Below are 13,715 nucleotides of genomic sequence, written 5' to 3' on the forward strand. Positions count from 1 at the left end.
AAATTGTCAATTATTAAAGTAGAACCAATGCTCGCGCCGAAATGGCGATCTGATAGAGCACTTCGGTAATATCCTTGGTGATCTGCAGTGACTTGGTATCGACCTGCGGCAGTACGAAGATCTCGTCACCCGGTTTGATGGCAATCTCTTTGTTATCCAGATCGCTCTTCTCGATCTGGCTGAAGGTGCCATCACGGTGCAGCAACAGGATGCGGGAGTTGCTGGCTTTCTGGGTAAAGCCGCCTGCCAGATTGATGTAATCGGCCACGGTACGCTTGCTATCCATCAGGATGGCGTTCGGGAACATTACATCCCCGTGTACCATGATGAGGTTGGTCTGGCGCGGGATACGGATGATATCGCCCGGTTCGAGCCGCACGTCTTCCATATTGGTGCCGTTGGCCAGCACCACCTGGCCGTTGGGCTGGATGTCTTTGGCACGCTCCACCCACTGCATCAGAAGCTGAGCTTCGCTGTTGCGCAGCTTTGCCTCACCTTCGGACGAGGAGCGGGCGGTCAGGATGCTGGCTTCCAGCGCCTTGAGTGACGACTGCAGCATCTCTTTTTGACGAACCTTGACCGATTCCCGATAAAGCTGGATGGCACTGAGATCCGCATCCTGGGTCAGTTTCAGCCCGTTGAGGATGTCGCCAAGGCGGGCGCCGTATTTGAGCACATACTCCTGGGCACTGTCGTGTTCCCCTTCCACCCGTACCGCGATGGAGGCGTAACGCTTGTCGGCAATCACCTCCACGGTATCGCCGGAGCTGACCATGTGGCTGCTCATCTGCTGATCATTGATGGGGTAGTAGTCCATGCGGATATCTTCCCCCTGATTGCGACTGACCCGGATATGGGTGGCATCGGGGTCGGGCCTGGCCATTTGCATCAGTTCGGTCAGGGTGACATGGGGCTTGCTCAGCTCGAACTTGTTGGCGTTGGCAACCTTGCCTCTGACCGTGGTCTGATAGCGCAGTGGTGCCACCACTATGATGTCGCCATCGCGCAACTGGGTCGGCAGCAGGGTGCCATTGATCAGGAACTGGTAGAGATTGTAATGGCGCAAGGTTTGGCCATTGCGCTTGAGGGCCACATCCAGATAACTGCCGCGCTCGGGGGAGATGCCACCCGCCTTGTCGAGAAAATAGAGGATGGAGTCCCCCGATTGGCCGGCAAACAGGCCCGGCTGTCTGACAAAGCCTGTCACGAAGATCTTGACCGGTTGGCTGACATCCAGGGTGGCATACACGCTGACGTTTTTCTGATAAACGGTGGTGATGGCGCCCAGCAGGGTATCGTTGAGCTGCTCGTTGCGTACCCCGGCTACCTTGATGGGGCCCACCTTGGGCAGAAAGATATTGCCTTGATGATCGACCGTCAGCGGTTGATCAAACTCGACGCCGCCCCAGAGCTGTACCTGTACGCGATCGCCAATGGAGATGCGGTAATCCGGGTTGAAGCCATTGAAGGATTCGCGGGCGAATTCGCCGCGAAACAGCCAGTTGCCAAAGACCGGATCCTGGGTCTGGGTGTCGGTAATGACCTTGCGCACCGGGGCCGCTTCTTGCGAGATCTCGAGGGCTAACGCAGGTTGCAGCAACATGCCCAGGCCCAGCGCCAGCAGGCTGGGTTTCAGGTTCAAATGGGATAACATCTTCAAAAAATCACTCCTGATCAGTCCTGGTGTTCACGCAGGGTCGCCAGACCCATCACGACCAGACCGTAGAAAAGACAAAGCAGCACGCCTATGGTTGCCAGGTTGTAGAGACGGCGGGGATATTCAGCCTCTTCGGCCAAGCTGGGTTGGCTGACCACCAGCAGATGCTTCAGTTTGCGATAGGCTTCGACGCGGGCCTGCTCCATGCTGACCAGGCCGGTCTTGTAGACATCGGCGGCCAGCTGGGTTTGTACTTGAACCGCCTGATAATCGGCATTGACTTCGTTGAGGGCTTGTTTCTCACTGCCGGTCAGTCGCTGTTTTTCTTGCGTCAGCTGGCGGGTGAGGGCATCTACCCGATCTTTTACCGCCACCACGTCAGGGGCATTGGGGTTCATGTAGATCTGCAGACGTTTAAGCTCGGCGTCCTGGCGTACCAGTTCCGCTTCCAGCTCAGAGACCACGCCCATCATGGCTGTACTGGTAGCCTCGGGGCTCATCAGCTGGTGCTGGTTCTGGAAGGCGAGCATCTTTTCACGTTCACTCAGCAGCCGCTCGTGGGAGCGGGCAACCTGAGATTCGACGAACTTGAGTTGCTCGACGGCGACCTGACGGCTCAGCCGGTTGATGAATCCTTCGCTCTCCTTGAGCATCAGCGCGACCACCTGTTTGGCATACTCAGGCTCAAAGGCTTGCAGACTGACGGTCAACACCCCGGAAAGCTCATCAAGGCTGACGGTCAGGTGGTCACGATAGAAGGCCAGAAACTCTTCGCGACTGGCGTCTGCCGGCAGGCGGGAGAAAAGATCTGCGTTGTCGCCCTGGTAGTGCTGTTTTAATTGCAGCTTTTTATCCAGTGTATTGAGCATGTCCCAGGATTTAAGGTAATCCTGGATCACCAGCACATCCTGATGATTGCTACCACCCAGCCCCAGCATGGAGAGGGCATCCGGCATCATCTTGAGCTGGTCTGCCTGCTTGATGATAAGACTGGCTTGACTGACGTAGCGATCGCTTGCCACAAAACTGTAATAGAAGGTTGCTAACATGAAGCAACCTAGGATCCATAAAAAACTACCTAGCTTGATTGCTTTTTTCCACGACTGGCGGGCTACCCGATAACCCTTGGAATCGATGAGAAAGAGTTTTGGGTCCCGCTTGAATTTGCGAAGTTTTCGCTCAAGCAGGGCACTGAGATTGGCTTTGGTCATAGGTATCCGTGGCAAGGCTTAAAAGGAAAAATCAGAGCTTTTGATAGATGGTGATGGCGTCTTCAATGTCATCGTGCAGGGTCAATTGCCCGTTTTGCAGCACGATGCCCATATCACACTGTTGGCGTAAAGTTTTCATGTCGTGAGAGACCATGATCAAGCTGGCGGTCTGCCGCTTTTGGGTGAAGACATCGATGCACTTTTGCTTGAATCTGGCATCCCCTACTGAGGTGATCTCGTCGGTGAGGTAGATATCGAAATCAAAGGCCATGCTGACGGCGAAGGAAAACTTGGATTTCATACCACTGGAATAGCCTTTAATGGGCAGTTCAAAGTGCTTTCCTATCTCCGAGAACTCCTTGACCCACTCTTCCACGGCTGCTGTATCGTGCACACCATGGATGCGGCAGACGAAGCGGGTATTTTCGCGACCCGTCATGCTGCCTTGAAAGCCGCCGCTCAAGGCCAGTGGCCAGGAAACCCGACTATGGCGAGTCACTTTGCCTTTGTTGGGCATATCCATGCCGCCGAGCAATCGCAGCAAGGTCGACTTGCCGGCGCCGTTGGCTCCGAGAATGCCGATATTGCGATCTCCCGGCAGGGTGAAGCTGACATCTTTAAGCACGTAATGACGGCCAAATTTGGTCGGATAATATTTTGAGACGTTTTCCAGCGTGATCATACGGTTAGCTTGCAATTAAGCGGCGATGGCTGAGGCGATAGGCACTCATGGCAAAGGTAAGTAATATCAATGTGATACCCGTGAGATAGCCCCAACTGCCTCCCTGAGTCTGGAAGCCAGCAATCCAGCCGGAGCGGATCAGCTCGAGGGCATGCACAACAGGATTCCATAGCAATAGATGTTGATAGTTCTGTGGCACCGCGGCCAACGGAAAGAATACCGCCGAGATCCACATCATGGGTCGCATTAGAATAGGGATTAGTTTGCGTGCTTCCTCGGAAAGCGAAGTCGCAACGCAGAACAAGGTTCCCAACGCGAATGAAAAAATCATCAGCAATCCATAGCCGGTCAGCACGGCCAGCGGATCGGCGGGCATAGCATCGAAGCCAAACCAGATAAGTCCCAAGATCAGTACAAAGGCGACCAGTACACCAATCAGGGTTTCCAGCAAGAAACGGGAAAACAGGGTGGCAAACGGTGTTACCTGTCGATAGCAAAACAACCCCTTGTTGGCACTGACTGCGGATTGCAATTGATTGCTCATGTTTTGAAACATGAGAAAAGGAAGATATCCAGCAGCAACAAAAACGGGGGCTTCTACCCCGCCAAAGCCGCTGCGCTGACGCATACCGAACACGAAACAGAACAGGGCAATCGTCAGCAAGGGATCGAGAACAGCCCAGGCATAGCCCATCCGGTAGTTGCCAAAGCGAGTTTTAAGTTCCCGCATCAACAGGCCGAAGGTGACATCCTTGAGCACGGCCAGCGAGGTTCTGCGATGAGTTGAGAGAATAGGGGTGTTCAATGTTTAATCTAATATCGACAATTGAATTTTAAGAAGGTGCGACTCTATCACAAACTGCTGATCCACTGACTACTGCAATGGTAATAGGGCGTCAGTTCGTATTTGTTAGTCCAGACATGTTGATGTTATGTTGCTTTATTGTTATTTTTAGGGCTGCGATTAGGCATAGCTACCGCACGGCAATGACATATTCCCGAAGAAAGAAAGCAGATTGTGTTTAACGAAAATAAAATGGGGTGATAGCGAGGCGTTGCTTGCTGTGAACAGCAAACATAAATGGACTTGCAAAGCAAGTAATCAACCCGTGCATATCGCGTCATTCTGTGATGCGCATCATGCTTAATTTTATTTGTGCTGCATACTACCCACCAGTTGCAATTGAGTCAACACGCAATATCAATTGGTGGAAAAGTAAACTGTCAAGTCTAACCATTTGTTGTTAATGTGTTTTTTTTGAAACTTTATGGTGATTGACACAGATCGGATGAGTATTAATGGTGAAAAAATGATTAATTAAGACTTTTCTTACATACGATGTTTTTTCATTAAAATACTGTTTTTGTGATCTTGGTTTCTTGTCTTTTTTAATTTTCAAATACGTTCACTACTATTATTGTATTGCTCAAATAATATCCTCCCCATCTGGTTTATTCTGTAATTCATTCTTAATGTCTCCGTTTGCTAGACTATTTCCCCTGAAATGTTGAACTTTTTAGTTTTTCATATCCAATTGACAAACATCTTCCTCACTGACTATGCCTGATGTGTACCCATTCGAACTTGAGTGTGGCTACGCAGAACAACAAGGACGTTGGAGGGGAAGATGAACGCTAACATGCTTTTGCTTGCCGGGGCGCTGGCGACCTTGAGTACCGGCACGAACGTTGCCGCCGGCGATGACATTATGGCGTTGCAGCTCGGCAAGCCCGCTGAAAATGAGAAACTCGACATTTATAGCGTTGATGTGAAATACCACCATATGTTTTGGCGTTGGGGCGACACAGGTTGTCAGCTCGGTCTGGGGGCTCGGGGTGGTATGTTGAAGGTAGGAGATGACAGCACTGCCAGACTCGGAACTGGTGCCAGGGCAGAGTGCCTGTGGGGCAACTGGGTGGTCTGGATCCCGGTTGAAGTGCTCTGGCTGGCGGAGCATGAATTCGGTCATCGTGGCAATGGCTTCAAGGATTACGGCGGGCCGTTCCAGTTTTCAAGTGGTATTGGTCTTGGCTATGCACTGACTTCAAACTGGCTGATTGGCTATCAATATGAGCACATGTCCAACGCCAATATGTATGAGCAGAACCCAGGTCTGGATAGTCATTCCATCCACATTGAATATCGCTTCTAGCTATTCTTTACTGCATTGCATGATCTAAGCCCCTGTCCTCAGGGGCTTTTGCTTTGCGGGTGTTCATCAAGCCTAACATCTAGATCAGCGGCCCAGGTATTCCCGGTCGAAGAAGGTGTTGACCCAGTAGGGGCGGTAGATGGCGAGCAGGGTCATGGTCATGCCGTTGAGCAGCGCTTCGGGGAAGAGCAGCAGCGGCCAGATGGAAAGGTAGTCGGCGCTGATGGTGTACCAGGGATAGGTGTCGCTGAGCCCCATCAGGAGGGCACTGGCCACCACCTTGACCGAGATGGAAAGGGCGCCACCAAGAAAGGCCACCACGAACAGGTAGACGAACAGATGGCGTGGCAGCCAGGCCCAGCTGGCCAGAAACAGCAGCCAGGTGGTGGCGACCGGCAGGGCCACGCCGATGAGGGCCTGCCAGCCGATCTCGGCGAGCGGGATGACGCCAAAATAGCTGAGCACCAGCAGGGTGAGGCAGGGGGCGAGCAGGGCGAGACGCCAGCCCAGCAGCAGGGTCAGGCTGGTGAGGCCGAGAAAGTGCACGTCCAATCCCTCGTGCAGGCCGGCCCGCAGGGTCCAGAGCGGTACCAGCACGATGGCGCCGCCGAGGCAGAGATGCTGATAGAGCGGATTGTGGTAGAGGGTGCGCAGCAAGGTGCCGCGCAGGCTGAATATGAGCAGCAGTACCCAGAGCAGCAGGGCGGCGGCTTGTCCTTCACTCATGGCAGATCCTTGTCCGGTGACGGCATGCAGATGGGCGAAGCCCGATGTGAAAGGGGCCGGCGTGTTCCCGGCCAGCCCCTGAGCTATCAGTATTTGACGTTGTTGTGGTACTTGGCGAGGATGCCCTGGACGCGGTCCATGGTCTCCTTGCTGGGCGGCTTGATCCCGTTGAGATCATAGGTGTCGCCCAGTACGTCCCACTTGTGCTTGCCGAGTTCGTGGTAGGGCAGCAGTTCCACCTTCTCGACGCACTCTCCCAGTTCGGCGATGAACTGGCCGAGCCCTTCGGCGCTCTCGTCGTCGTCCGACCAGGTCGGTACCACCACGTAGCGGATCCACATGGTCTTGCCCTTGGCGGCAAGATAGCGGGCAAACTCCAGAGTGTACTTGTTGCTGACGTGGGTCAGCGGAATGTGCTTGTCGTCGTTGATCTGCTTGATGTCGAGCAGCACCAGATCGGTATTGTCGAGCACCTTGTCGAGCTGCTCGTCGTAGTGGCGCACGAAGCCGTTGGTATCGAGGCAGGTGTGGATGCCCTTCTCCTTGCAGGCGGCGAACAGTTCGGCGATGAAATTTTGCTGCAGCATGGCTTCGCCACCGGAGGCGGTGACGCCACCACCCGAGGCATTCATGAAGTGACGATAGCTGGTGATGTCGCTCATCAACTCCGGCACTGTCACCTCGCGGCCGCCCTGGGTGTCCCAGGTGTCGCGGTTGTGGCAGTACTTGCAGCGCATCAGGCAGCCCTGCATGAACACGATGAAGCGTATTCCGGGGCCATCGACGGTGCCGCAGGTTTCAACGGAATGGATCCGGCCAATGACCCCGGATGCATCGGCGGTCACACTGGTTTCAGCGGCGGTGGCGCTGACTTCGACAGCGGGGATCCGATTAATGACAGACATAGACGACTCCAATGATTCGAGCAGGCCGTTATTTTATTACATAAAGCCCTATAAATCCTACATGTTTAGCCCGGTACCGGGGCACCCAGCAGGCTCTCGAGGGCTTTGGCGGTGAGCGGCCGGCTGGTCAGGAAGCCTTGATAATGCTGGCATCCGAGGGATTTGAGGATGGCAAGTTGCTCTTCATCCTCCACCCCTTCGGCGGTGACGGTAAAACGAAAAACCTTGGCCAGTTCCAGGATTGCCTTGACGATAGCCTTGTCCTGTTCGCTGTGTACCAGGGTCTGAATGAAGCTTCTGTCTAGCTTCACCTCGTCTGCCGGCAGGTCGCGCAGGTAGGCGAGCGACGAGTAGCCGGTGCCGAAATCATCGATGGAGAGCAGGATGCCGAGCTCCTTGAGCTGGCGCATTCTGGCGATGCTCTCCAACCGGTTCTCCAGCACCACGGATTCGGTCACCTCCAGCAGCAGGCGGGAGGGGGGCACCCCGGTATCGCGCAGTATGTATTCCACCTGCTGCACGAAGCCGACGGTGTGGAACTGGCGGGCGCTGACGTTGACCGACAGGTGGGGAATGGCCAGCCCGCGGTTGAGCCAGAAGCTGTACTGGGCGCAGGCGGTCTTCATCACCCAGTAGCCGATGTCCTGGATGAGGCTGGTCTCCTCGGCAATGGGAATGAACTCCGCCGGCGGCACCATGCTGCCGTCGCTGCGCTGCCAGCGCAGCAGTGCCTCGATGCCGGACAACGCGCCGTTGTCGACCCGGTATTGCGGCTGATAGTGCAGCTGCAGCTCGTGGTGGCGCAGGGCGTCGCGCAGTTGGTTGTTGAGCGCCAGCTTGCTCTTCTCTTTTTCGGCCATCGCTTCGCTGAAGAACACATAGTTGCCCTGGCCGGATCGCTTGGCCATGTGGGTGGCGGTGTCGGCCTGCTGCATCAGTACCAGGTGATCCTTGTCCTCGCTGGAGAAGAGGCTGATCCCCACCGAGGCGCTGCAGTGCAGCTTGTGATCCTCGATGTCGAACGGGATGCGAAACAGCCCCATCAGCTCGCGGGCGAAGTGCTCGGCGAGGATCTTGGCGGTGACATAGCCCTGGCCCAGGGCGGTGAACAGCAGGGCGAATTCGTCCCCCGAGATGCGGGCCAGCACCAGGTTGTCCTGCGGCAGCCCCTTGAGCCGCTCCACCACCGCCTGCAGCAACAGATCGCCACAGGCATGGCCGAGGGAGTCGTTGATCGACTTGAAGTTGTCCAGATCCACCAGCAGCAGGGCGCCCCACTGGCCGCTGGCCTCCTGCAGGGTACGCTGCATGATGTCGTTGAGGCTGCGGCGGTTGTAGAGGCCGCACAGATCGTCGTAATAGGCGAGCTGCTCGATGTGGCGCGCCGCCTCCTTCTCCTTGCTGATGTCGTAGAAGCTGCAGACGTAGTGGCTGATCTCGCCGTGCTCGTCCTGCACCCCGCTCACCATCAACCGCACCGGGAACAGGTGGCCATCCTTGTGCAGGCAGCGCTCTTCGCCCATCCAGAACTCCTGGGCCGCCACCGCCTGGCGCACATCCTGTTTCAGGTGATCGCCATAGTAGGTGGGTCTGAGCCGGACGATATGCTGGCCGATCATCTCATCGTCGGCAAAGCCGGTGATGCGGGTAAAGGAGTTGTTGACCTTGAGGATGATCCCCTTGTGATCCATCACCAGCAGACCGTCGTGGGTGTTGAAGGCTACCTCGGCCAGCCGCAAGGCTTCGTCGGCGGCCAAGCGTTGCAGTTCGACGGCGGCCCGCTCGTGCTGGCTGCTGAGAGCGTCGAGCAGCGGCATGGGGTCGGCCAGCGGCGTGTCGAGCAGCAAAGTGAGCTGGCCGATGGGGACACCGTGCTGGCCGTGCAGCGGAATGCCGACATAGACGCCGGCATTGAGGGCCAGCAGCTGGCTGGCCTGGGGATAGCGCAGGGGCAGGTCTTCCACATAGACCGCCTGGCCGTGCTGGAACAGCTCCTGGCCGGGGCCCGGGTCCATCTGGATGGGTTTGAGCACCGAGAAGATCTCTCCCTCCAGCACGCAGCGCGGGATCATCCACAGCTCCTGGCCGCGGGGCTGGTACTCGCCGATCCAGCCGATGCGGGCGCCGCTGACGCTCATGCCCCAGCGCACCAGCGCGCGGCAATAGGCGATGCCGGTCAGCAGGGTGAGCTCGGCCGGCAGGGCCAGCACTGGGTTGTGCACAGGTTCAGGGAGCGGTTGCCAGTGGCCGAGCAGCTGGGCGCTGTGACGCACCAGTTGCAGCATCTCCTCGCTGAGGGGGGTGGCGTTGAGGTATTCAAGGCTCAGCACGCCGATGAGTTTTTCCTGCTCCAGCAATGCACCGTCCAGGCGCGAGCTCACCCCCGCATTGGCCAGGTAGTAGTGCTGGCTCAGCATGGGCTGGTGCGCCGCCTCCGAAAAGCTCAGGGACTTGCGGGTGCGCAGGGCGCGGATGTAGCGGCTGTCGCCGCGAATGGCGGCCACTTCGTCGGCCCCCAGGGTGAAGACCGGGGTCAGCTGCTCGCTGCCGAGGGGGCCGTTGGCCTGATAGTGCCAGAGGATCAGGCGATCGGCCCCCAGGCTCTCCTTGAGGGTCTCCAGCATGGCGGCAAACTGCTGCTGGCTCGCCATCTGGCTCAGGCGCGGCAGGTGCAGCGCCAGATCGGCCAGCGGCTCCTGGCGCAGGGTCTGCAGGCAGATGAGCCAGAAGGCATCCTGCTCATGGGAGAGGGCGACGTGCCACTGCTGGCCGGCAAAGCGCAGCACCAGCTTGCCGCCCTGGCCGCTGGTGAGCGCCTGCTCGATGGGCAGGCGCAGCGCATCCGGCAACTGGGCCGGCCAGGGGCCTCTGGGCTCATCGAGCCAGTAGAGCGGAGTTTGCATCACATCGGTCAGGGCGACCAGCCGCTGGCTGCGCACGTCCAGACGAAAGAACAGCGGTGTCTGGCTGGCAGAGGAAAGGTGACTGAGCGCGGTTGACGACATGAACTGATAACATCCTGTTGAACGACTGTCGGGTGGCAAGAATACTGCAAAATCGGTACAAACAAAATTTCATTGAATTCTAAATTAGAAAGCACTAATTTAATGGCAATCTGTCGTTGACTGGAGTCTTGCTGATGAAACGGATCCTGATTGTAGGCGGTGTGGCCGGTGGTGCCTCTGCGGCGGCCAGAGCCCGCCGTCTGAGCGAAGAAGCGGAAATAGTGATGTTCGAGCGGGGCGAGTTCGTCAGCTTCGCCAACTGCGGGCTGCCTTATCACATTGGTGGCGACATCCCCAACCGGGATGCCCTGCTGTTGCAGACCCCCCAGAGCTTCAAACGCCGCTTCAACGTGGATGTGCGGGTCTTTCACGACGTCATCGAGATAGACAAGGCCGGCAAGAGTCTGCTGGTGCGCAACCTGCTGACCGGCGAAGAGCGCCGCGAAGCCTATGATGTGCTGCTGCTGAGCCCGGGCGCGGCTCCCATCCGGCCTCCGTTCCCCGGCATCGACAGCCCGGGTGTGCACACCTTGCGCAATATTCCCGACATGGATCGCATTCTGGCGGCGCTGGCGCACGATCAGCCGCGCCATGTCACCGTGGTGGGGGGCGGCTTCATCGGGCTGGAGATGATGGAGGCGCTGCACCAGCGCAAGCTGGCAGTCACCCTGCTGGAGCTCTCCGATCAGGTGATGGCGCCTGTGGATAAAGAGATGGCCAACATGCTCCATGCCCGCATCCGGGAAGAGGGGATCGAGCTGCGCCTGCGCACCGGCCTCTCGGCCATCGAGAGTCTGGATGTGCCTGCCGAGAAAACCTCGGCGGTGGCGACCGCGCAGCGGGGCGGGCTGCGGCTGACCCTGAGTGACGGCTCCCGGCTCGACACCGGCCTGCTGATCCTCGCCATCGGCGTCAAGCCCGAAACCCTGCTCGCCGCCAAGGCGGGGCTGGAGCTGGGGCCGCGCGGCGGCATCAAGGTAGATCCCGGCATGCGCAGCTCGGATCCCTTCATCTATGCGGTGGGGGATGTGGTGGAGGAGACCGACTTCGTCACCGGCGAGTCTGTGCTGATCCCGCTGGCGGGCCCCGCCAACCGGCAGGGGCGCATCGCTGCCGACAACATGCTGGGCCGCAGCGAAACCTACAAGAAGACCCAGGGTACCGCCATCTGCAAGCTGTTCGATCTGGCGGTAGCCAGCACCGGCCTGAGCGAGAAGCGGTTGCTGCAACTGGGGCTGCCGTTCGAGAAGGCCTATGTTCACCCGGGCAGCCACGCCGGTTACTACCCCGGTGCTCATCCGGTCAGTCTCAAGCTGCTGTTTGCCCCCGATGGCAAGATTTACGGTGCCCAGGCCATCGGCAAGGACGGGGTCGACAAGCGCATCGACGTGTTGGCGGTGGCCCAGCGCGCCGGTCTCACCGTGTTTGATCTGCAGGATCTGGAGCTGACTTACGCGCCGCCCTTCGGCTCGGCCAAGGACGTGATCAACATGGCCGGCTTCGTGGCCAGCAACCATCTTAAGGGGGATACCCTGCTCTGCCACGCCGCCGAGGTCGAGGCCCGTCACCCCCATCAGCTGGTGCTGGACGTGCGCAATGGCCCCGAACTCGACAAGCTGGGTCGCATCCCGGGCGCCCTGTACATCCCCCTCGATGAGCTGCGCGGCCGCCTTCACGAGCTGCCGAAGGATAAAGAGCTGCTCATCAGCTGCCAGGTGGGTTTGCGCGGTCACGTGGCCTGTCGCCTGCTGAGCCAGCACGGCTTCAAGGTGAAGAACCTCTCCGGCGGCTTCAAGACCTGGCAGATGACCACCGCCGAATAGCGCTGACCCCGAGGGGGATCAGGGGCAATGCCAACCAAAGGCCACTCGGGAGAGTGGCCTTTTTGTTTTGATTGCTTAACGGATGGATGGCTAGTGCGGCGTGTTGCCCAGTTGCTTGCGAACATGGTGTTGCAGGATCGCCAGCATGCAGGCACCGGAGAGGCCTATCATCAGGGCGCCATTGACCGCCTCGAGCGGCCCGAGCAGCTTCCACTGCGCACTCATGACGATGTCGCCATAGCCCAGGGTGGCGAAGTTGACGCCTGAGTGATAGACGGCCTCCTGCAGCGTGTTGAACTCGCCCAGCCACAGGAACAGGGCGCCCCAGATGCCGATCTGCACCAGGTTGCCCAGCATCACCAGGGTGATGATGCCAAACAGAGCCAGCACCCCGGCCAGCATGCCTTCCCGTTCGCTGAAGCGCTTGACGTAGAAGCGGATGCACCAGACGGACATCAGGGATTGCAGCAGCATGTTGGCCAGGATCACCGGGATGCCGACCAGAAAAATGGAAAACATATCACTCTCCTATTGATGCTTGTGCCAGTGGTCGGCCGACGGGCCAGCACTGTTCAAGCAGCCAGATACAGAGCCAGCCGTAGCCGGCCACCAACAGATAGAGACCGCAGCGCATCGCGGCTGCCAGCCAGACATCCTTGCCGGTGGCACTGTCCTCGATCGCCGGACCAAACAGGATCAGCGCGGTGATCCAGGCGTTGCTCCAGAACGAGGGTGGAAAGCGACTTGGCACCAGCCGTACCAGCCGTCGTGCCAGCCAGAGCGTCATCAGGACCAGCAGCAGTACCAGCATCAACAGCGAGGGCCAGAGGCCGAGCCCCTGCCAGAGCAGGAACGCCAGCAGGGCGCCCGTCAGGGTCGACAGCACCAGCTCCTTGCCCGCCTCTTTGGCAGTGAGCGAGCTGCTCTGCTGGGCCAGCATCACCGTCTTCATCACTGCCGGGATATAGAAGGCTGGATTGCCGAGCGCCAGCAGCCACACCGGCAGCACGATGGCCACGGCCCGTAGCGCGAGTCGCTCCGGACGTTCGGGGCGCTGAGGCTTGGCCCTGGTCTGGGTTCCCGTCACCGGCTGGGGCGGGAACAGGCTGTGGGCAAGTCGGTTGACCAGGGTGCCTATCAGGATCCCCTGCGCCATCAGCTGGGCAAGGGCGATGGCAAGTGCCTGCTCGATGAGGCCGGCCACCGGGATCACTGTGATGGCCATGATGAGCAGCATGGCGGCCGCTCCCTTGCCCGTCAGCGCCTGTTGCATCAGACCATGGAGCAGCAGTGCGACGAGCAGCACCGCCGCCAGCGCATAGTGGGTCAGCAGGGGCACCAGCAGCACGCCGCCGACCATCACGGCCAGCAGCAGGGCGCCACCCAGCAACCCTTTGCCAAGGCCGAGCGGCTCGCCGGGGCGACACAGTACCACCCAGGCCATGATGACCCCGAGATGCGGCATGGGCAGCGCCAGCCCGTAGCAGATCAGGGTTGCCAGTGCGATGCCGGTGCCAATGCGCAGTACTGTCCTGTCGGCGTTATGCATGGGA

11 protein-coding genes are annotated in these 13,715 nt (G+C 58.5%); 2 read left to right on the forward strand and 9 right to left on the reverse strand.

The window, feature by feature from the left end; translation table 11 throughout:
- Nucleotides 1-13: 13 nt before the first annotated feature.
- From E5E97_RS13445 to E5E97_RS13460, 4 genes are read right to left on the reverse strand one after another with little or no spacing between them, the layout of a single operon-like run.
- Nucleotides 14-1,642 (reverse strand): polysaccharide biosynthesis/export family protein, encoded by a 1,629-nt coding sequence (locus E5E97_RS13445; RefSeq protein WP_171281223.1) that lies wholly within the window; start codon nt 1,640-1,642, stop codon nt 14-16.
- A gap of 32 nt (nt 1,643-1,674) precedes the next feature.
- A complete protein-coding gene (locus E5E97_RS13450; RefSeq protein WP_171280411.1) occupies nt 1,675-2,868 on the reverse strand; it encodes a sugar transporter in 1,194 nt (397 codons plus the stop codon).
- A gap of 31 nt (nt 2,869-2,899) precedes the next feature.
- Nucleotides 2,900-3,550, reverse strand: coding sequence for an ABC transporter ATP-binding protein (locus tag E5E97_RS13455; RefSeq protein WP_171280412.1), 651 nt, complete (start codon nt 3,548-3,550; stop codon nt 2,900-2,902).
- A gap of 4 nt (nt 3,551-3,554) precedes the next feature.
- Nucleotides 3,555-4,355: an ABC transporter permease gene (locus E5E97_RS13460; RefSeq protein WP_171280413.1), complete on the reverse strand. Its 801-nt coding sequence runs from the start codon at nt 4,353-4,355 to the stop codon at nt 3,555-3,557.
- 835 nt (nt 4,356-5,190) lie between these two features.
- Between E5E97_RS13460 and E5E97_RS13465 the strand changes: the two genes are divergently transcribed.
- Entirely contained in the window at nt 5,191-5,703 is a 513-nt protein-coding gene (locus E5E97_RS13465; protein ID WP_307772710.1) for an acyloxyacyl hydrolase, read from the forward strand.
- 84 nt (nt 5,704-5,787) lie between these two features.
- Here the strand turns inward: E5E97_RS13465 and E5E97_RS13470 are convergent, their stop codons facing one another.
- From E5E97_RS13470 to E5E97_RS13480, 3 genes are all read right to left on the reverse strand, one after another.
- On the reverse strand, nt 5,788-6,429 hold the full coding sequence (locus tag E5E97_RS13470) for an energy-coupling factor ABC transporter permease (protein ID WP_171280415.1): 642 nt from the start codon (nt 6,427-6,429) through the stop codon (nt 5,788-5,790).
- 86 nt (nt 6,430-6,515) lie between these two features.
- The gene (gene pflA, locus E5E97_RS13475; RefSeq protein ID WP_011705579.1) at nt 6,516-7,334 is read right to left on the reverse strand and encodes a pyruvate formate lyase 1-activating protein; all 819 of its coding nucleotides are present in this window, start codon (nt 7,332-7,334) and stop codon (nt 6,516-6,518) included.
- Nucleotides 7,335-7,399: 65 nt separating this feature from the next.
- Nucleotides 7,400-10,339 carry an EAL domain-containing protein gene (locus tag E5E97_RS13480; RefSeq protein WP_171280416.1) on the reverse strand — a complete coding sequence of 980 codons (2,940 nt, stop codon included), beginning with the start codon at nt 10,337-10,339 and terminating at the stop codon, nt 7,400-7,402.
- A 134-nt stretch (nt 10,340-10,473) separates the two neighbouring features.
- Here E5E97_RS13480 and E5E97_RS13485 point away from each other — a divergent pair, with 134 nt between their 5' ends.
- Nucleotides 10,474-12,162 (forward strand): FAD-dependent oxidoreductase, encoded by a 1,689-nt coding sequence (locus tag E5E97_RS13485; RefSeq protein ID WP_171280417.1) that lies wholly within the window; start codon nt 10,474-10,476, stop codon nt 12,160-12,162.
- A gap of 90 nt (nt 12,163-12,252) precedes the next feature.
- On the opposite strand, the gene E5E97_RS13490 is transcribed toward E5E97_RS13485, so the two are convergent.
- Nucleotides 12,253-12,681 carry an ion channel gene (locus E5E97_RS13490; RefSeq protein WP_016350335.1) on the reverse strand — a complete coding sequence of 143 codons (429 nt, stop codon included), beginning with the start codon at nt 12,679-12,681 and terminating at the stop codon, nt 12,253-12,255.
- 1 nt (nt 12,682) lies between these two features.
- Nucleotides 12,683-13,711 carry a DUF2955 domain-containing protein gene (locus E5E97_RS13495; RefSeq protein ID WP_171280418.1) on the reverse strand — a complete coding sequence of 343 codons (1,029 nt, stop codon included), beginning with the start codon at nt 13,709-13,711 and terminating at the stop codon, nt 12,683-12,685.
- Nucleotides 13,712-13,715: the final 4 nt, after the last annotated feature.

The organism is Aeromonas sp. 2692-1 (genome assembly GCF_013085505.1).
In the GTDB taxonomy this organism is placed as follows: domain Bacteria; phylum Pseudomonadota; class Gammaproteobacteria; order Enterobacterales; family Aeromonadaceae; genus Aeromonas; species Aeromonas hydrophila.

Excerpts from the sequence above, each read along its gene's own strand:
- E5E97_RS13480 (WP_171280416.1), bottom strand. The coding sequence starts at position 10,339 with ATGTCGTCAACCGCGCTCAGTCACCTTTCCTCTGCCAGCCAGACACCG.
- E5E97_RS13485 (WP_171280417.1), top strand. The coding sequence starts at position 10,474 with ATGAAACGGATCCTGATTGTAGGCGGTGTGGCCGGTGGTGCCTCTGCG.
- E5E97_RS13465 (WP_307772710.1), top strand. The coding sequence starts at position 5,191 with ATGCTTTTGCTTGCCGGGGCGCTGGCGACCTTGAGTACCGGCACGAAC.
- E5E97_RS13455 (WP_171280412.1), bottom strand. The coding sequence starts at position 3,550 with ATGATCACGCTGGAAAACGTCTCAAAATATTATCCGACCAAATTTGGC.
- pflA (WP_011705579.1), bottom strand. The coding sequence starts at position 7,334 with ATGTCTGTCATTAATCGGATCCCCGCTGTCGAAGTCAGCGCCACCGCC.
- E5E97_RS13470 (WP_171280415.1), bottom strand. The coding sequence starts at position 6,429 with ATGAGTGAAGGACAAGCCGCCGCCCTGCTGCTCTGGGTACTGCTGCTC.
- E5E97_RS13495 (WP_171280418.1), bottom strand. The coding sequence starts at position 13,711 with ATGCATAACGCCGACAGGACAGTACTGCGCATTGGCACCGGCATCGCA.
- E5E97_RS13490 (WP_016350335.1), bottom strand. The coding sequence starts at position 12,681 with ATGTTTTCCATTTTTCTGGTCGGCATCCCGGTGATCCTGGCCAACATG.
- E5E97_RS13450 (WP_171280411.1), bottom strand. The coding sequence starts at position 2,868 with ATGACCAAAGCCAATCTCAGTGCCCTGCTTGAGCGAAAACTTCGCAAA.